Source organism: Streptomyces sp. BK208 (genome assembly GCF_004364245.1).
Lineage (GTDB): Bacteria > Actinomycetota > Actinomycetes > Streptomycetales > Streptomycetaceae > Streptomyces.
The window spans coordinates 403896-422785 of sequence record NZ_SOAV01000002.1; the positions used below are offsets into that span (position 1 = coordinate 403896).

At 73.5% G+C, this 18890-nt stretch carries 14 protein-coding genes; 1 reads left to right on the forward strand and 13 read right to left on the reverse strand.

Features of this window, described 5'->3' with window-relative positions; all coding sequences use genetic code 11:
- Window positions 1–42: 42 nt before the first annotated feature.
- The 13 genes from EV562_RS06410 to EV562_RS06475 form a co-directional block, all read right to left on the reverse strand.
- Window positions 43–1392 carry a VWA domain-containing protein gene (locus tag EV562_RS06410; RefSeq protein WP_133885677.1) on the reverse strand — a complete coding sequence of 450 codons (1350 nt, stop codon included), beginning with the start codon at window positions 1390–1392 and terminating at the stop codon, window positions 43–45.
- A 113-nt stretch (window positions 1393–1505) separates the two neighbouring features.
- Window positions 1506–2900, reverse strand: a complete 1395-nt coding sequence (locus tag EV562_RS06415) for a PP2C family serine/threonine-protein phosphatase (RefSeq protein ID WP_133885678.1) — start codon at window positions 2898–2900, stop codon at window positions 1506–1508.
- A gap of 3 nt (window positions 2901–2903) precedes the next feature.
- A complete protein-coding gene (locus EV562_RS06420) occupies window positions 2904–5606 on the reverse strand; it encodes a serine/threonine-protein kinase (protein WP_133885679.1) in 2703 nt (900 codons plus the stop codon).
- Window positions 5607–5657: 51 nt separating this feature from the next.
- Window positions 5658–6986 carry a hypothetical protein gene (locus tag EV562_RS06425; RefSeq protein ID WP_133885680.1) on the reverse strand — a complete coding sequence of 443 codons (1329 nt, stop codon included), beginning with the start codon at window positions 6984–6986 and terminating at the stop codon, window positions 5658–5660.
- A 120-nt stretch (window positions 6987–7106) separates the two neighbouring features.
- On the reverse strand, window positions 7107–8156 hold the full coding sequence (locus tag EV562_RS06430; protein WP_133886046.1) for a glutamate ABC transporter substrate-binding protein: 1050 nt from the start codon (window positions 8154–8156) through the stop codon (window positions 7107–7109).
- A 74-nt stretch (window positions 8157–8230) separates the two neighbouring features.
- On the reverse strand, window positions 8231–9640 hold the full coding sequence (locus EV562_RS06435) for a hypothetical protein (RefSeq protein ID WP_166661659.1): 1410 nt from the start codon (window positions 9638–9640) through the stop codon (window positions 8231–8233).
- A gap of 315 nt (window positions 9641–9955) precedes the next feature.
- Window positions 9956–10927, reverse strand: a complete 972-nt coding sequence (locus tag EV562_RS06445) for a BadF/BadG/BcrA/BcrD ATPase family protein (protein WP_166661619.1) — start codon at window positions 10925–10927, stop codon at window positions 9956–9958.
- Window positions 10918–12183, reverse strand: coding sequence for a 6-phospho-beta-glucosidase (locus EV562_RS06450; protein ID WP_133885681.1), 1266 nt, complete (start codon window positions 12181–12183; stop codon window positions 10918–10920). Before EV562_RS06450 ends, EV562_RS06445 begins: the two co-directional genes overlap by 10 nt.
- 7 nt (window positions 12184–12190) lie before the next feature.
- A complete protein-coding gene (locus EV562_RS06455; protein WP_133885682.1) occupies window positions 12191–13081 on the reverse strand; it encodes a carbohydrate ABC transporter permease in 891 nt (296 codons plus the stop codon).
- Window positions 13078–14058, reverse strand: a complete 981-nt coding sequence (locus EV562_RS06460; RefSeq protein ID WP_133886049.1) for a sugar ABC transporter permease — start codon at window positions 14056–14058, stop codon at window positions 13078–13080. Before EV562_RS06460 ends, EV562_RS06455 begins: the two co-directional genes overlap by 4 nt.
- 17 nt (window positions 14059–14075) lie before the next feature.
- On the reverse strand, window positions 14076–15422 hold the full coding sequence (locus tag EV562_RS06465; RefSeq protein WP_133885683.1) for an ABC transporter substrate-binding protein: 1347 nt from the start codon (window positions 15420–15422) through the stop codon (window positions 14076–14078).
- Window positions 15423–15492: 70 nt separating this feature from the next.
- The gene (locus EV562_RS06470) at window positions 15493–16710 is read right to left on the reverse strand and encodes an ROK family transcriptional regulator (protein ID WP_133885684.1); all 1218 of its coding nucleotides are present in this window, start codon (window positions 16708–16710) and stop codon (window positions 15493–15495) included.
- Window positions 16711–16929: 219 nt separating this feature from the next.
- Window positions 16930–18087 carry a mechanosensitive ion channel family protein gene (locus tag EV562_RS06475; RefSeq protein ID WP_243859995.1) on the reverse strand — a complete coding sequence of 386 codons (1158 nt, stop codon included), beginning with the start codon at window positions 18085–18087 and terminating at the stop codon, window positions 16930–16932.
- Window positions 18088–18343: 256 nt separating this feature from the next.
- Here EV562_RS06475 and EV562_RS06480 point away from each other — a divergent pair, with 256 nt between their 5' ends.
- Window positions 18344–18880 carry an HNH endonuclease gene (locus EV562_RS06480; protein ID WP_061444733.1) on the forward strand — a complete coding sequence of 179 codons (537 nt, stop codon included), beginning with the start codon at window positions 18344–18346 and terminating at the stop codon, window positions 18878–18880.
- Window positions 18881–18890 lie beyond the last annotated feature (10 nt).

The following is an 18890-nucleotide window of genomic DNA, read 5'->3' on the forward strand; positions in this document are numbered from 1 at the left end:
GAGCTTCCCTCTCTTGCGGGCGTGTCGCGCGGTGGGTGTGCGTCACTTCTTTACACGAACAGTCTTGGTCGACCGGGTCTCGAGAGTCATCTCGTCGGCCTCCTCGACCTTCGCTTTCAGTCGCACAGTACCTGCCGCCGCGTCCACTACGTCCACCACCTTCGAAAGCAGTTTCGCCGTATCCGCGTTTCCGGAGGCTCCGGCGAGCTGGACCGCGCGGCCCAGTTTGGCCGTTGCTCCGTCGATGTCTCCCGCTTTGCGCAGATCCAGCCCTTGCTGGATGGCCTGTGCCAGTTCGGCCTGCCCGGTGTAGTGGGCGACTTGCGGGTTGATCGACGTGGAGGCGGCCATGTCGTCCGTCCACACGGCCCGTACGAGGCCCTGCGCGCCGAGGTTCCGGACGCTCTCTCCCCCGGGCTCCGGGATGACCAGGGAGACGCGGGCGGCCAGCATCTCCTGGCCGAGGCCCGCGGCCGGCACCTCCACGCAGACGTGGTAGTCACGGGACTCGTCGCCCCAGGAACCGATGGGGTAGTCGCCGGCCCGCGGACCCGCCTCGGTGCGGCGGCCGGTCAGTTCCTCGACCGTCGGGGCGACCTGCTTGACGAACTTCACCGTGGTGCCGACCGGGGTCCACAGGCGCAGCGCGACGTCCGCGACCTCCTTGCCCATGGCCGTCTCCATCATCCGCGTGAAGTCGGCGGCCAGGCCCGCCGGGTCGGCGACGATGTCGGCGGTGCCGAGCAGCGCCGAGGCGATGCCTGTGACCTCTTTCACTTCCCAGTCGGTGCCCACGCCACGGGCGTCGCACGTGAAACGTCCGGCGCACGAGTCCAGCGCGGCTCTGAGGTCGTCGGGCGACTCGTGCTCGTTGCGGCCGTCGGTGAGCAGGATGCCGTGCCGGATGGCGACGTCCGCGGTGGACAGCAGCCGGTCGGCCAGCCGCAGCCAGGTGCCGATGGCGGTGCCGCCGCCCGCGCCGAGGCCGCGCAGCGCCTGCTTGGCCTGCGCCCGGGTGGTGGGGTCGGCGACCGCCAGGCGGCCGCCGCCCGGGTAGACCTCCTTGGCCACGTGGGTGCCGCCGACCACCGCGAAGTGCACGCCGTCGCGCAGGGTGTCGATCGCGGCGGACGTGGCGTCGCGGGCGTTGCGCATCTTGGTCGGCGGGTAGTCCATCGAACCCGAGCAGTCCACCATCAACGCCACGGCGGCGGAGGGGCCCTGGCCGGGCGAGTAGAGGTGCGGTGCGGCGACCGCGCTCCCGACCGTGCCGCCGCCCGTCGCGGTGACCGTGACGATGGCGTTGACCTCGCGGCCTCCCTCGGGCAGGTACTCGTTCTGGTAGACGTCCACCGCGAACTGCGGCACGTTCGACTTCGAGAAATTGGCCATGCCGGATCGCATCCCCCTCTGCGTCCCCCGGTGACGGGGGCCTTCACTTGCTCGGCGCGGACCGCCCCCTGCGGTCCGCGAGGCCGCCCCCGACCCGTACCCGTGCGGGGGCCTCAGGCCGATCCTGCCCCCTGCGGCGGTGCCGGGAACGGCAGCAGGGCCACTGTTACGTTGTCGTGGCCACCGCCGTCGAGGGCGTGACCGACCAGGACGCGGGCGCCGTGCAGCGGGCGGACGGCGGCGTCCAGGGGCACGGCCTCGGCCATCTCCTGCGCGGACTCCGCGTAGTTCCACAGGCCGTCGGTGCAGACCACGACCACGCCGGGCCGGTCCGGCTTGAACGACGCGGTGTGCGGCTCCAGTTCGTAGGCGTCGGCGCCCAGCCAGCCGGTGATCGCGTGGGCGCGCTCGTCGGCGTAGGCCTCTGCCTCGCTCATCAGGCCCGCGGCGACCATCTGCGCGGCCCACGAGTCGTCCTCGGTGAGCCGGGCGGGCGGCGTGGCCCGGTCGGCGGGCACCCAGTAGACACGGCTGTCGCCGACCCAGCCGACGACCAGCAGGCCGGCGGTGACCACGGCGCCGACCAGGGTGCAGGCGGGCGCGTTCTGGTGCGGGGCCTGTTCACGGGCGGTGGCGGGCTCGTCGGCCAGCGCGTTGACGGCGTGCGAGGCGGCGAGGATGGCGTCGTGCATGGCCTGCTGCGGGTGCGTGCCGCGCGGCAGGGCGGCGAGCAGCGACTCGCCGGCCACCCGGGACGCGGCGAGCGAGGCGTCGTCGGGGCGGGTCGCCGAGGACACGCCGTCGCAGACGATCGCCACCGTCGCGGGGGCGCCGTCGGGCAGCGCGGTGCAGCCCACCGAGAACGCGTCCTCGTTGCGGTGATGGCGCAGGCCGCGGTCGCTGACGGCGGCCACCGGGCCCGACTCCTGCTCCATGTGGTCGCGTTCGCGGGGCTGGGCGTGCCCGCAGTTCTCGCAGTAGCCGTCGTCGTCGACCCGGCCCGCGCGACAGGCCACGCACACCTTTCCGGCCGGGGCCGGCTCGCCCGCCGGGCGCGGCACCGTGCCCCGGCCGGCCGCGTCCCCCTCGGCGGTCAGCCGCGGGTCGGGCGCCTGCAAGGGGTACTCGTCGAGCTCGTCCGGCCGGTCGAGTCGCACGCCGGACGCGGGCGCCTCCGGCGCGCCCGCCGGAGCGGAAGGCGGAGCGGCGGGCGGTGAGCCGGGCAGCCCGGGCAGCGGGGAGCCGCCCGAGTCGGTGCCCGGCAGTTCGGCCGCCGCGTGCACCGGGGCGGGGCGGCCGTGGCCGTCCGAGTCCCGGGCCACCGGCCAGTCCAGGCCGTCCGGCGCGTGCACCGCGCCGCCGACGGCCAGGGTCGGGCTGTCCTCGGGCCGCGCGGGCACGACGGACAGGTCGTATCCGCACGCACCGCAGAAACGGTCACCCGGCTCGAGGGGCTCCTCGCAGCTCGGGCACTTCGACACAGCGGCCTGCTGGGGCATCTGCGACATCAACTACACCCACGTCCGGGGGCGGTAACGATTGGCACGTTCCACCAGGTCGATCCTCTCCTCGCCGCCCCGCGCCAGCCGAGCCAGCGTGCGGTACGAACGCTCCAGGCCGAAACGCAGACCGCGTTCGTCCAGGCCGCTGCCGAGCAGCGTCCGTCCCCCGGCGGCGGGAGGGACGGAACCCCGACCTCCGGAGAGTACCCAGTCCAGCGCACAACCGAGGACCTCGACCGACAGCTGCTCGCGGCGCGCCGGATCCAGACCGTACACGTCCAGCGCCTCGACCTGCCGCGCGGCGGCGATCAGATCGTCCAGGAAGCCCAGGTCGCCCGGGGCCGCGGTGCGCTGCCGCAGCCGCGCCCGCACCGCCGCCACCCGCGCGCCGGTGCAGTGCACGGACGACTCGGGCACCGACTCCAACGTCCGTACGGCACCGGCCCGGTCGCCGCCCGCCAGCTGCACCCGGGCGAGACCGAACGCCGCGCTGACGTGGCTCGGGTCGGAGGACCACACCAGCCGGTAGTACTCGGCGGCGTTGTCGAGCTGCCCCAGTACCTCCGCGCACAGCCCGAGCGCCAGCTTCGGCGCGATCTCGCCGGGGAAGGCGTCGTAGACCGCGTCGAAGGCCAGCGCCGCGTCCTCGTGGGCGCCGGTCACCAGCGCGGCCAGGCCGCGGTACCAGACCACCCGCCAGTCGTCCGGGCGTTCGTCCTCCAGGGCCTGGAGGGTCTCCAGCGCGCCGGACGCGTCGCCGCTCTCCAGCCGGGCCCTGATCTGCCGCAGCCGCGTCTCGGCCGACGGCGCCGGCGCGGCGGCCAGCGCGGTCAGCAGCTCGCCCGGCGCGGACGCCATCAGACCCGCCAGGAAGCCCGCGTTGGGGTCACCCGCGTCCACCCGGGGCACCGGCAGCGCGAGCGAGGCGGTGGGCGCGTCGGCCGCCTTGACGAGGCCGGACGCCGCGCCGGGGACACCGCCGACCGCGCTCACGGCACCGGGCAGCGACGCGCTCGCCCCGCCCGGCGCAGCCGTCGTCATCACCGTCGGCGTGCCCGTGGGCGCGGCGCCGGCACCCACCGGCGGGGCGTGCGCGACGGTTCCGCCCGGCGCGCCCACGACCGGCCCGGTCCCGCCCGGCGGCGCGGACGCGGGGTCCGCCCCGCCCGGTGCCGCGGCCGGGCCGCGTCCGCGCCCTCCCGTGCGGACCGTCCTGGCCCCCAGGCGCGACACCTCGCCGTCGAGGCGCGGGAACAACTCCGTGTCCGTCACCCGCACCTCGGGCCCGAACAGCGTGGAGACGGCGGGTCTGGCGCGGCCCGTCTGGAGCGAGACCACCTCGCGCAGCACGCCCGTCAGCTGCTCCGCCATCTCCTGCGCGGTGGCGAACCTGCGGGCCGGGTCCGGGTCGGTCGCCCGCACCAGCAGCCGGTAGAACGACTCGTACCGCCGGAAGACGTCGATGTTGTCGGGGTCCGGCAGGGAGTCCGCGAAGACGGTGGTGTAGCCCTGGAAGTCGAAGGTCAGCACGGCCAGGGTCCGCCCGACCGTGTACAGGTCGGACGCCACCGACGGGCCGACGTCGGCGACCTCCGGAGCCTGGTAGCCCACCGTGCCGTAGATGGCCGACTCCTCGTCGTCCATGCGGCGGACCGCGCCCATGTCTATGAGCTTGAGCTGGTCCTCGGTCTGGATGGCGTTGTCGACCTTGAAGTCGCAGTACAGCAGCTTGCGGCTGTGCAGATGGCCGAGCGCCTCCAGCGCCTCGATGCCGTACGCGCAGGCCTGTTCGACCGGCAGCGGGTCGCGGCGGCCCTGCGGGGAACGCCGGGCGTTGGCGATCTCCTTGAGGGACTTGCCGCCGACGTACTCCATGACGATGTAGCCGTCGAGGGAGCCGGTGCGCTGGTCGAGGTGCTCGACGAAGTTGTAGATCCGCACGATGTTGGCGTGCTCGATCTCGGCGAGGAAGCGCCGCTCGGAGATCGCCGCCGCCATCGCGTCCTGGTCGCCCGTGTCCAGCAGGCCCTTGAGGACCACCCAGCGGTCGGCCACCGCCTTGTCGACGGCGAGGTAGATCCAGCCGAGCCCGCCGTGCGCGAGACACCCCGCCACCTCGTACTGGCCGTGCACCACGTCGCCGGCGCTCAGCTTGGGCACGAACGAGTACGGGTGGCCGCACTTGGTGCAGAAGCCCTCCGTGCGCCCCGGGGTCGCACCGCGTGACCGCCCGACCGGCGCCCCGCAGTCCGAACGCGAGCAGAACCGCTTGCGCTCGGGCACCTCCGGGCGGTCCATGACCATCGCGCGCGGGTCGGGCCGCGGCACCGCGGGCACCTCGACGAGACCCGCGCCCAGGCGCCCGCGCCCGGTGGAACCGGCGGCGGAACCGGAGCTGCGCACCGACACCGAACGCCCCGTGGAGCGCCCCGACACCGCCCGCGAGAGCCGGCCCGACACCGAGCGCCGGGACTTCGACGAGCGCGACGAGCGGGACGAGGTACGGGAGCTGCGGGCGCTGCCGCTGCCCGAGGAACCGCGCGAGCCCCGGCCCCCGCCCCCGGTGACACCGGTCGGCGCGGAACCCAGCGCGCCGCCCGCCGCGACGACCGGCGCGAGACCGCACGTGTCGCAGTACAGCTCGCCGCCGCCCATGTCCTCGTAGGTCCCGCCGCAGCCGGGACGCTGGCACGTCCGCCCTGCCTCACTCATGACGCTGCCTCCCCCTTCTCGCTCCCGCGCCGCTTCCCGCCCGGTGGCCGCTCATGCGCCGGGCCCCGTCCGGTCCACCGGTCCGCCCTGGCCGGGCACGCGCGGCGCGGAGCCGCCGAGCAGTTCGGCCGCCGCGTGCTGGTAGCGCAGCACGGCCTGCTCGGCGACGCGCAGGTCGCACGGCGCGCTCCACAGCATGCGGCGCGCCCTCTCGTACTTCTCGGCCAGCTCCGGGTCCTCCGCGTACCCCAGCCGGGCCATCTTCGCCTTGTACGCGTCGAGCCGGCCGCGCAGCTCGGCACGGACCGCCAGCGGCGCGGTGACCGCCGTCAACGACTCGCGGGCCCGCAGCAGTTCGTCCTCGGCCTTCTCCTCCAGGGACTCCAGGAGCGGCGACAGACGGTGCCACTGGGCGTGCCTGCGGTACTCGGCGGCCGCCGCCAGCTGCTCCTGCAGCACGATCGGCGGCCCGCCGACCACCGGGACCTCCGTCGCGGCGATCTTCGCCAGTACCTCGCCGCGCGCGGTGCGCGCCTCGGCGAGCGTGCGGTCCGCGCGCGAGAGCACGTCCCGCAGCCGCACGATCCGCTGCTCGGCGTCCTGGCGCACGGCCAGCACCGCGTCGATCTCCCGGCGCACCTCCTCCAGGGCGCGCGCCTCCCGGTCGTACACCGTCGTGTCGGGGCGGCCGCCGCCCGGCGCCGAACTGCCCTGCGCGGGCACCCAGAAGGCCAGCGGGTCGGACACCACCTGCTCGCGCAGCCTGGTCAGGGTGCGGGTGATCCGCTCCAGGTCGTCACCGGACGGGTGCTCGCCGGGGCGCACTCCCACGGAGTGCGCGAGCTCGCGGGTGCGCCGGAGCTCGGCGGCGAGTAAATCGATCCGGGCGGGCAGCGCCGACCACACCGCGTCGGCGGCGACCACCAGGTCCAGGGAGGAGGCGTAGAGCTGGTTCATCCGGTCCACCAGCGCGGCCAGCGTGTACCGCTCGCTGAGCCGGCCGGGCCCGCCGTCCGGGCCCGGCGCGCCGGCGGCGGTGCCGGGCATCGTGACCGCCTCGCCGCGCAGCAGCTCCGTCAGCTCCACCAGGTCCTCGCGGCTGGACCAGCGGCGCCGGGACCGGGTCTCCCGGGCGGTGCGCAGCGCACCCGCGTACGCGTCGAAGCAGGACCACAGCAGCGTGATCGACGCCTCCGCCGCGGCCCAGCGCTCGGCGGTGACACCGGTCAGCTCGGCGCCCTCGAGGAGTCTGCGGCCCGCGTGGTCCTGGAGAGCGAGGAGCGAGGTCTCGATCGCCTCGTGCTCCGCGCCGAGCCGCGCCAGCGCACGGTCCACCTCGTCCCGGTCCATCACCGGCCCGGTGGGTCCCGTGTCGCCCATCGATCACCTCTCGCCGTCGCGGACCCGCGTGCGCGTCGCCCGTGTTCGTTCTTCCTACGCCTACGCCTACGCCTACGCCTACGCCTACGCCTACGTTTACGCCTGCGCCGCGGCCTCCGGTCAGCTCTCGCGCAGGTACTGCGGGGTCGGCGGCAGCGACTTCGCCGGGTCGTCCATGGTCTCCGACAGCCACGTCCGGTAGGAGTGCTGCCACCCGTCGGCCTTGTCCGCGCGCCACTGTTCGAGGACCCGGTTGACCCGGCGTACCAGATCGTCGGCGTCCTTCTTCATCGCCACGCCGTAGTACTCGGTGGTGAAGGCGTCGCCCTTCAGCTCGACCGTCGGGTCCTGCGCGGCCTGGCTGGCGGCGAGGGCGCCGTCGGTGACCACCGCGTCGACCTCGCCGAGCTGGAGCCTTACCAGGCAGTCCAGTTGGTTGGGCACGGTGGTGCGCAGGTCGACGCCCTGGGCGGGCCTGCCCGCCGCCTGGTCCTGCTCCAGCGTGCTCAGCGCCGTCGAACCCGCCGCCGTGCAGATCCTCTTGCCGGCCAGCGTGCCGTCGTACCCCGTGATCTTCGAGGACTTGGGCGCCAGCACCTGCTGGCCGGTGCGGAAGTAGGGGGCGGAGAACGCGACGTCCTCCAGCCGGTCGCAGTTGATGGTCATCGTGCGGACCACCATGTCGACCCGGCCGTCCTGGACGGCGGGGACGCGCTGGTCGGTGGGGATCGCCTTGAACTGCACGGCGTCCTCGTCGCCGAGGATGTCCTTCGCGATCCGGTGGGCCAGGTCGATGTCGAAGCCCTCCAGCTCGGCGTCACCGCCGCTGTTCGGGTCGCGGTAGCCCCAGCGGAAGCTGTTCTGGTCGACGCCGACGACCAGCTTGCGCTTCTCGCCCTCGCGGGAGCGGATCGCGTCGATGGTGGGCCCGCCGTCCCCGGACGGGGCGAGCGTCTGCTTCTCCGGGTCCGCGCACTCCCGCGCGGCCCGCGCCTGGCTGCCGCGGGCGACGCCGTCGTCCCCGGCCGTGCCGCCCCCGCCCCCGCCCCCGCCGTGCGGGTGGACCGTCGGCAGGAGCAGGGCCGCCAGCACCGCGAGGAGGCAGGCGAGGGCCATCGCCCCCACGCCGCCCCAGCCCCGCAGAGCGGCCCGCAACCGTCCCGCGCGCATCCTCACGCCCCCTTCCACGGGTACCGCCCGCCCGGGCGCCCCTTCCGGCAGGCCCTCCCGGCCCGCGCCCCGCCTCACCGGTACTCCGAGAGCCTGCGGCCCATGCCGATCAGCGCGCCGGCCGCGCCCAGCACGGCCAGCAGGCCGGCGCCCTGCGGCAGGTAGCCCATCGCGTCCAGGCCGTCGCCCGCCGCCCGCTCGAACTCCGCGTTCTCGTGGTCCAGCGCGGTGGCGAGTGCCGCGTCGACGCCGTCGAAGCACTCGACCGTGGCGCCGTCACCGCCGATCACCAGGTCCAGCGCCTGCTGGTAGTTGCCGTTCTCGTCCTGCTCGCGGGCCGAGGTGTGCCGCTTCTTCCACTCCGTCATGTTGCCGTTCGCCGTGTCGACCGGACGTTCGCCGGCCGCGTCGTCGGCGAGCCGCCCCGCCTCGGCCAGCGCCGTGCCGAGGGCGTCCATGTTCCTGCCGAAGGCCAGGTCGTAGGAGTCGTACGTGGTGCCGTCCACCTTGGTGGTCTCCGCGCCGCGCGAGACCAGCGTCAGGTTCTCGTTGCCCCTGGCCTTGAGGGAGGCGATGCGGGCCTCGTGCAGCGCGTTGAGGGAACGCACGCCGTGCTCGTAGGAGTCGGTCAGGTTCGACCGCGCGACGCCGTGGCCGACGACCAGCCAGAGCAGCACGATCGCGGAGGCGGCGGTCGCGGCGACCAGGCCGTGGTTCAGGACCCGGTTGGTGCGCCGGTAGTTGCGGTGCTGGGCCCAGGCCAGCGCGGCGAGCAGGACGACACCGAGGGCGATCGCCGCCCAGGGGTAGGGCTTCGCGTCCCCGTAGTCGGCGCTCAGCCGCTGGTTCTCCTTCGTGTAGAGGTCCTCCGCCGCCGGGAGCATCTCCTGCTGCATCTTCTCGTTGGCGTAGCGCAGGTAGGCGCCGCCGACCGGGAAACCCTGCCGGTTGTACGTGCGGGCGCGTTCCACCAGGCCCTTGTACTCGGGCAGCAGACGGTTCAGCTCGGCGATGGTGGTCGCCGCGGGGGACTTCGGCTCGGAGTTGGCGGCAGCCGTCACGAGTCCCTCGGCGGCCGCGCGGATGCCGTTGTCGTAGCGGGTGCGGGAGTCCTCCGTCTCCTGGCCGCCGGCCAGGAAACCGCTGGAGGCCGCGGTGTTGGCCTCGGCGAGGGAGCGGTAGATGCCGGCCGCGGCGGAGCTGAGCGGCTGGCTGCGGGTCAGCACGTCGTCTGCCGCCCTGGCCCGCTCGTTCGTCTGCCAGGCGGTGACCGCGCCGAAGGCGATCACCAGCACCGCGAGCAGCGCGCCGATGATGCGCAGCCTTCCCGGCTCGGTGACCGCGGCCGCGCGCAGCCGGTCCACGCCCTCGGCGAAGGCGGTACGACGCCGGTCCGGCGGGGGCGGGGGAGCGGCGGGCGCGCCGGCCGGCCGCTGCCGCGGCACGGGACCGGAACGCGGCGGCACGGCGGGCGGGGCGGGCACACCCGGGCCCGGCGGCGGCGCCGCGCCGCCCCTCGTCGGTCGAGTCACTGCTGACCCCCCCTGGTCATCCGTCGCCGCCAGTATCGCTGGCCCCGCCGGCTTCCGCACCGGCCTTCACCCGATCTTGATGTGTCACCGGTGCAACGCGCCACCCCTGCCCATGAATACGCCACCGGAACCGGTTCGGTTCCGCAGGTTCCCCTGCCGGTCCCGGTCGCCGGCACGGCGGGCGAAGCAGGCGACGCGAGCGAAGCAGGCGACGCGGGTGACGCGGGCGACGCGGGTGACGCGGGCGACGGGGGCGCCACCGGCGGCTCAGGCGGCGAAGTGCCTCCTGGCCCGCTCACCGGCCGCGGCGGCCGCGCCCACGTGGTCGAGCCCGAGCAGCACCGCGCCCAGCACGGGCGGGGCCGTCACCACCCGGGGCACCGCCTTGGGGGCGCGGGCCGCCAGCAGTTCCCGTATCCGGTCGTCGAGCTGCGTGTGCCGGGCCGCCAGCACGCTGCCGCCCAGCAGGACCGGCACCGGCTCGGCCAGCAGGCCGAGGCGGGTCAGCGCGACCGTGGCCATGGCCACCACCTCGTCGGCCTGCCGGTCCACGACCGCCCGCGCCAGCGGGTCGCCGGCCGCCGCCGTGGCGAACAGCACGGGGGTCAGCTCGTGCCGCCGCACGGGCTCGATCCGCCGCAGGTGCAGGGCCTCGACGAGGGCGTACATCGAGCCGAGGCCGAAGTGCGCCGGCAGGGTCCGGGCCAGTTCCGTCGGCCCGCCGCGGCCGTCCTCCGCGCGCGCGGCGTGCCACAGCGCCTCCTCGGCCAGCCCCCAACCGCCTCCCCAGTCACCGGAGATGCGGCCGATGGCCGGGAAGCGGGCGGTGCGGCCGTCGGGGCGCATGCCGACGCAGTTGACGCCGGCCCCGCACACGACGGCGACGCCCAGCGGCTCGCGGACACCGGCCCGCAGGACGGCGAACGTGTCGTTGCGGACCTCGACGCCCGCTCCCCAGCCGCGCGCGTGCAGGGCGGCGGCCAGCTGCTCCTCCTCCACGGGCAGGTCGGCGTTGGCCAGGCACGCCGACACGTGTTCGACGGAGGCGACCCCGGCCGCCGCGAAGGCCCGTGCCACCGCGTCCGCCAGGGTGTCCACGGCCCGCTCGACACCCACGGCGGGCGGCCGGAACGCCCCGCCGCGGGCGGTCGCGAGGACCTCCCCGTCGGCCGCCACCACGGCCACGTCGGTCTTGCTGTTGCCCGCGTCGACGGCGAGGACACTCGCGGTCAGGTCCACGCCAGGTGCTCCCGGTTGTGCGCGATCAGCCGGTCGGTGAGCTGCTCGGCGTACGCGTACTGGCCGACGAGGGGATGCGCGAGCAGCGCCCGGAACACCCGGTCCCGGCCGCCGCGCAGGGCCGCGTCCAGGGCCAGGTCCTCGTACGCCGTGACATTCGCCATCAGACCGGCGTACAGCGGGTCCACGGGCGCCACCGGCAGCGGGGCGGCACCCTCGCCGCCCACCGCCGCCGGCACCTCGATCACCGCGTCGTCGGGCAGGAAGGGCAGCGTGCCCCGGTTGTACGTGTTCACCACCTGGTGGGGGGAGCCCGCGCCGCCGAGCAGGGCGGCGGCGAGGTCCACGGCGGCCTCCGAGTAGTAGGCGCCGCCGCGCCTGGCGAGCAGGGCGGGCTTCTCGTCCAGGGCCGGGTCGCCGTACATGGCCAGTAGCTCCCGCTCCATCGCGGCCACCTCGGCGGCCCGCGACGGCTTGGTGCGCAGCTCGTCCACGACCTCGTCGTGCGCGTAGTAGTAGCGCAGGTAGTAGGAGGGGACGACGCCGAGGCGGTCCAGCAGGGGGAGGGGCAGGCGCAGGTCGGCGGCGACGGCTTCCCCGTGCTCGGCGAGCAGCCGGGGCAGGACGTCCTCGCCCTCGGGCCCGCCGAGCCGGACGCCGGTCTCCCAGGTGAGGTGGTTGAGGCCGACGTGGTCCAGGTGGACGTCGGCCGGCGCCACCCCGAGCAGGGCGGCGAACTTGCGCTGGAGGCCGATCGCCACGTTGCACAGCCCGACCGCCCGGTGCCCGGCCTTCAGCAAGGCGCGGGTGACGATGCCGACCGGGTTGGTGAAGTCGATGATCCAGGCGTCCGGGTTGGCCCGGCGCACCCGCTCGGCGATGTCCAGCACCACCGGCACCGTGCGCAGCGCCTTGGCCAGCCCGCCCGCGCCGGTCGTCTCCTGGCCGACGCAGCCGCACTCCAGCGGCCAGGTCTCGTCCTGCTGCCTGGCTGCCTGACCGCCGACGCGCAGCTGGAGCAGGACGGCGGCGGCGCCGTCGACGGCCGCGTCCAGGTCGGAGGTGGTGACCACGCGGCCGCTGTGCCCCTGCTTGGCGAAGATGCGCCGGGCGAGGCCGCCCACCAGCTCCAGCCGGTCCGCCGCCGGATCGACGAGGACCAGCTCCTCCACCGGCAGGGTCTGCCGCAACCGGGCGAAGCCGTCGATCAGTTCGGGCGTGTAGGTCGAACCGCCGCCGACCACGGTGAGTTTCATGCAGTCATCAACCCTTTACTCCGGTCAGTGTGACGCCTTCGACGAACGCCTTCTGCGCGAAGAAGAACACGAGGATCACGGGGGCCATGACCAGCACGGTCGCGGCCATGGTGAGGTTCCAGTCGGTGTGGTGGGCGCCCTTGAAGGACTCCAGGCCGTAGGAGAGCGTCCAGGCGCCCGGGTTCTCCGAGGCGTAGATCTGCGGGCCGAAGTAGTCGTTCCAGGCGTAGAAGAACTGGAAGAGGGCCACCGCGGCGATGCCCGGCTTGGCCATCGGCAGGACCACCTTCAGCAGGGTGCGCAGCTCCCCGCAGCCGTCGACCTTCGCCGCGTCCAGGTACTCGTCCGGGACGGTCAGCAGGAACTGGCGCAGCAGGAAGACGGAGAAGGCGTCGCCGAAGGCCATCGGGACGATCAGCGGCCACAGCGTGCCGGACAGGTCCAGCTGCTTGGCCCAGAACAGGTACATCGGGATGACGATCACCTGCGGGGGCAGCATCATCATCGAGATCACCAGCATCAGCGACAGGTGCCGCCCCCGGAAGCGGAACTTGGCCAGCGCGTACGCCACCGGGACCGACGAGGCCACGGTCAGCACGGTGCCGAGCCCCGCGTACAGCAGCGTGTTCCTCCACCAGGTGAGGAAGCCCGGTGTGTCCAGCACGGTGCGGTAGTTGCCCCACTCCCAGGTGTGCGGCCACAGGTCACGGGTGAGGGCCTGCTGGTCGCTCATCAGCGAGGTGAGCACCACGAACACGAACGGCAGCGTGAAGAAGAGCGCGGCGGCCACGCCCAGGGCGTGGACGGCGATCCAGTGCAGCAGGGCGCGTCGGCGGGCGGTGCGCCTCCCGGCCGTCGGGGCGCCCGCCACCGCGGGCCGGTCCAGTACCCGGGTCATCGGTCACCTGCCTGGATCAGACCGCCCCGGCGGCGCATCAGCAGCGCCGTGAACGCCATGGCCAGGGCGAACAGCACGAGTGCGACCACGCAGGCCGAGCCGTAGTCGAAACGCTGGAAGCCGAGGTTGTAGACGAGCTGGGGGAGGGTGAGGGTGGACCGGTCGGGATAACCGGGCTCGAAGGACTGACCGGAGCCGCCGATGATCCCGGAGGCGACCTTCCCGGCGACCAGCGGCTGCGTGTAGTACTGCATGGTCTGGATCACGCCCGTGACGACGGCGAACAGCACGATCGGGGAGATGTTCGGCAGCGTCACGAACCGGAACCGCTGCCAGGCGGAGGCACCGTCCAGCTCGGCGGCCTCGTACTGCTCCCTCGGCACGTCGAGCAGCGCGGCCATGAAGATGACCATGAGGTCGCCCACGCCCCACACCGCGAGCGCGGTGAGCGCCGGCTTGGACCAGGCGGCGTCCGTGAACCAGCCGGGCGCCGGCACGCCGAGCCCTTCCAGGACCGAGTTCACCGGCCCGGTACCGGGGTTGAGGAGGAAGACGAAGGCCAGCGTGGCGGCGACGGGCGGGGCGAGGTAGGGCAGGTAGAAGAGGGTGCGGAAGACCCCCGCGCCCGTCCTGATCCTCGTGATGAGCAGCCCGACGCCGAGCCCGAACACCACCCGGCAGGTCACCATCACCAGGACCAGCCACAGGGTGTTGCGCAGCGCGGGCCAGAACAGGGGGTAGTCCTGGAAGACGTACGCCCAGTTGTCCAGGCCCCGGAACTCCGGGACGCCGAAGCCGTCGTACTTCATCAGCGAGAAGTACACGGTGGACACCAGGGGATAGGCGAAGAAGACGCCGAACCCGACGAGCCACGGGGACATGAAGGCCGCCGTGCGCAGCGCCGAGCGCCGGCGCTTGGCGCGGAGGGTGTTCGCGGTCGTGGACGCGGCCACGGACGTGGTCACGGACGAGGTCATGGACGTGGTCATGTCCGCTACTTCGTCTGCTCGATGTCGCGGTCGATCTGCGCGGCGGTCTTCTCCAGGCCCGCCTTGAGGTCCTTCACCTTGCCCGACTCGTACCGGTAGCCGAAGTCCTGGAGGGTCAGCTGGTAGGTGGCGCCGTTGACGGAGGCGGGCGGGGAGTTCGACTCGGGGTGCTGGGCGATCTCCAGGAAGGTCTTGAACTCCGGATCGGTCTTCAGGTCGGGCGACTTGAGGGCGGGGAAGGTCGAGGGCACGTTGCGGATGGCGTTGGCGAAGGCGACGACGGCCTCGGTGTCCGTCGTCATGTACTTCACCAGCTCCCAGGCGGCGTTCTGCTTCTTGCTCCGCGGGGCGATGCCCATGACGGTGCCGGACAGGAACCCCTTGCCGTACTCGTCCACCTCGTCGTCGGCGACGGGCATCGGCGCGGTGCCGATCTCGAAGTCGACGCCCGCGTCCTTCGCCATGCCGAGCCGCCACTCGCCGTCCAGCTGCATGGCGACCCGGCCGGTCTGGAAGGGGTGCTTGGCGCCCCACTCGTCACCGAAGGTGTTGCGGTACCTCTCCAGCCTCTCGAAGCCGCCGAGGTCGTCGACGAGCTTCTTCTGGTACGTGAACATCTCGGCGAACGCCGGGTCCTTCGCGACGGCGGACCTGCCGTCCTCGTCGAAGTAGGCGTGGTCCCACTGGGACATGTAGTGGTCGACCACCGTCTCGTAGCCGTGGTAGTTCGGCATGAAGCCGAGTTGCTCGTACCCGTCGCCCTCGGTTTTCGTCAGCTTCTTCGCCACCCGGGCGAACTCCGACCAGGTCTTCGGCGGGGCCTTGATCCCGGCCGCCTCGAAGGCGTCCTTGTCGTAGTAGAGGCCGTAGGCGTCGCCGAGCAGCGGCAGGGCGCAGCGCGTCCCCTCGAACTGGGTGTAGTCCAGCATCGGTTTCGGGATGAGCGCGTCCAGGTCGAGCTTCGACTTCTCGACGAAGGGCTTCAGATCGAGGAAGGCGCCCGAGGAACAGAACTTGCCGATGTTGGAGGTGGTGAAGGAGGACACCACGTCGGGACCGCTCGAACCGCCCGCGCGCAGCGCCTGGTTGAGCTTGTCGTCGTTGATGTTGCCGACGACCTTCACCGTGATGTTGGGGTGCGCCTTCTCGAAGCGGTCCACGTTCGCCTGGACGGCCTTCACCTCGGCGGGCGCGCTCCAGCCGTGCCAGAAGGTGATGGTCGTCTCCGCGTTCGGGTCGTCGGAGGCGCCGTCCGCCGAGGAGTCCGCCTGACCGGTGCAGGCGGTGGCGAGCAGGGCGAGGGAGGCGGAGACGGCGACCGCGAGGGCCGCTTTCCTGGATATTCCGGGCATGGCGAAGCTCCCAGGGGCAGGGCGGGACAGGGACGGGTGGCGCGGGTGGGACCGGTGGGGTGGCGCGGGGTCAGCGCGAGGTGTCGAAGACCTCGTCGCGGGTGGTAGCGAGCGCGCTCTCCAGTGCGCCGCGCAGGACGGGGTGCCCGGTCACGTCACCGACGGCGAGCCGGGGCCGGGAGGCGGCCAGTTCCTCCAGCTCGTCGCGGACCAGGTCGCGCAGCGCCTCGCCGCCGGCGGTGAGCGAGGTGCCGCTCAGCACCACCAGCTCGGGATCGAGCACCGAGACGAGGGAGGCGAGGCCGGTGGCCAGGCGGGTGGCGTAGGTCTGCAGCAGCCGGCGGTGCGGGGTGTCGTCGGGGCCGGCCTGCGCGGCGCGGGCGACCAGGGCCGCGGCGACCTCGATGTACGGCCCCGAGGGCACGTCCGTGACGCCCAGCTCACGGGCCAGTCCCGCCAGCGCCTGCGAGCCGGCCAGCTCCTGGAAGCCGCCGCTGCCGGTCCGGCTGACCTTGCGGACCAGCGGCGCGCCCGGCACCGGCAGGAACCCCACCTCGCCGGCGCCGCCGGTCCAGCCGCGGTGCAGCCGCCCGCCGAGGACCAGGGCGGCACCCAGGCCCTCCTGGTTCCACAGCAGCACGAAGTCCTCGTGGCCGCGGGCCGCACCGAGGCGCTGTTCGGCCACGGCGGCGAGGTTCACGTCGTTCTCGTACTCGACCGGCATCGGCAGGGCGGCGGCGACTTCGTCGAGCAGGGCCGGGGAGTGCCAGCCGGGCAGGTGGGAGGCGTAGCGCAGCCGTCCGGTGCCCGGGTCGAAGGCGCCCGGCGTGCCGATGACGAGGCGGTGGACGTCGTCGCGGGCGAGTCCGGCGGCCTTCACCGCGCCGTCGAGGGCGTCGGTGACCTGCTGGACGACCGGGGTGGCGGGGCGCCGGCCCGGGGTGGGCAGCTCGTACCGGCCGACGGTGCGCCCGGTGACGTCGGCGACCGCGGCCAGCACGCGGTCCGGGGTGACGTCGAGGCCGGCGGCGTACGCGGCGGCGGGGTTCACCTCGTAGAGCTGGGCGCCGGGCCCGGGGCGACCCTCGGTCGTCCCCCCGGCCAGGACCAGTCCCGCCGCCTCCAGCCGGGCCAGCAGCTGCGAGGCGGTGGGCTTCGACAGGCCGGTCAGCTTGCCGATCCGGGTCCGGGACAGCGGGCCGTGCTCCAGCAGGAGGTCGAGGGCGGCCCGGTCGTTCATGGCGCGCAGGACGCGCGGGGTGCCCGGCGTACCGGCGGTTCCTGCCATGCGTGTCCACACCTGCCTCTCGACCGCTCAGCTTTTCAGGGGGCGGTGGCGGAAGTCCACCGCGGGGATCACGGGAGACGTCCCCGGCCGACGTCCGGAGAGCGTCTGTTAGGAAAGTTTCCTGTTGGACGGAGAACGTAGGCCCGCCCGCGAGCAGCCGTCAAGAGACCGCCCCCGGGACGACGCGGTGGTCGTCCCGGGGGCGGGTGGCCGGGCTTGTTACTTGCTGGTGCTGGGCGGTGGGATCGGGGAGGCCGCCACGGACTGCGGCGACACGGTGTTCGCGTACGCCGACGGCGCCGCGACGCCCGCCGCCGGATCGGCGGCGGCCGGGGCCCCCTCCAGCGGGACGGTGGCACCGCCGACGATGGCGATGCCGGCCCCGTCGAAGGCCCGCTTGATGCGCCAGCGCAGCTCACGCTCGACGGTCAGGGCCTTGCCGGGCATGGTCTTGGCGGAGACCCGCACCACCATCGAGTCGAGCAGGACGGAGTCCAGGCCCAGGGTCTCGATCGGCCCCCAGAGCATCTCGTTCCAGGGCTCTTCCTTGCTCATCCGCTCACCGACCGCGGTGAGCGCCTCCTGCACCTTGTCCAGGTCCTCGTCGGAGCGGACGGTCACGTCGACGCCCGCCGTGGACCAGCCCTGGGAGAGGTTGCCGATGCGCTTGACCTCGCCGTTGCGCACGTACCAGATCTCGCCGTCGGCGCCGCGCAGCTTGGTCACCCGCAGTCCGACCTCGATGACCTCGCCGGAGGCCACGCCCGCGTCGATGCTGTCGCCGACGCCGTACTGGTCCTCCAGGATCATGAAGACGCCGGACAGGAAGTCGGTGACCAGGTTGCGGGCGCCGAAGCCGATCGCGACACCGGCGACACCGGCGGAGGCCAGCAGCGGGGCCAGGTTGATCTGGAAGGTGCCCAGGACCATCAGGGCCGCGGTGCCCAGGATGAGGAAGCTGGCCACCGAGCGCAGGACGGAGCCGATGGCCTCCGACCGCTGACGGCGCCGCTCCGCGTTGACCAGCAGCCCGCTCAGCGCGGTGCCGCCGGACGTCCCGGTCCTGCGGTTCATCCGGTCTATGAGCTTGGTGATCGCCCGGCGCACCACCGCGCGCAGCACCACCGCTATCGCCACGATCAGCAGCACCCGCAGCCCGATCGCGAGCCACGTCGACCAGTTCTCCTCGACCCAGCCCGCGGCGTTCGTCGCGCTCTCGTGGGCCTCGCGCAGCGAGGGCACGGTCGGGGCGGTCGGGGTCGGTGACGGAGAGGGGGACGAACCGGCGGCCAGTAGGACGGCGGCGGACAGGGACACGGCGGAAACCTCCAGGTGCGGCGGCCCGTCCTGCGCGGTCCGGTCCGAGGTCCGGTCCAAGGTCACGGAAAGGTCACCGGACGGGCAGAAGCACCACACTAACGGGGCACCGGACACGGTTCGGCCCGAAAAGGGCGGGGGAGACACTGCTCACCCACGCCTGAACTGGTCACGCCCACGGTCATGGGAGCCGTGTGGTCGAAAACACTTCCAGCCCGTTACCGGCACATGGTGGCGCTACGACCAGGCATGAGGGGAGACTGAACCAGATCGTCCCGGCGCGAGCCACGCGCCGCCGACGCCCAAGGAGGCACCCGTGCCGCATGTCCTGGTCCTCAACGCGTCGTACGAGCCACTCGGCGTCGTACCGCTCCGCCGCGCGCTCGTCCTCGTCCTGGAGAACAAGGCCGTGTGCCTCGAGGAGTCCGGCGCCTACCTGCACAGCGCGACCGTCACCGTGCCCGCACCCAGCGTGGTCCGGCTGAAGCGGTTCGTACGGGTGCCCTACCGGGGCCCCGTCCCGCTCACCCGCCGTGCCCTGTTCGCCCGCGACGGAGGCCGCTGCATGTACTGCGGCGCCGTGGCCACCAGCGTCGACCACGTGATCCCGCGCAGTCGCGGGGGCCTGCACGCGTGGGACAACGTGGTGGCGTCCTGCCGCCGCTGCAACCACGTCAAGGCCGACCGCCACCTGGTCGAGCTGGGCTGGCGGCTGCGCCACAAACCGGCCCCGCCGACCGGACTGGCCTGGCGCATCATCGGCACCGGCCACCGGGACCCGCGCTGGCTGCCGTACCTGCAGCCGTACGGCGCGGAGGACGCCATGGCCCGGATCGACGGCATTTCCGCCTGACGTCCGGGCC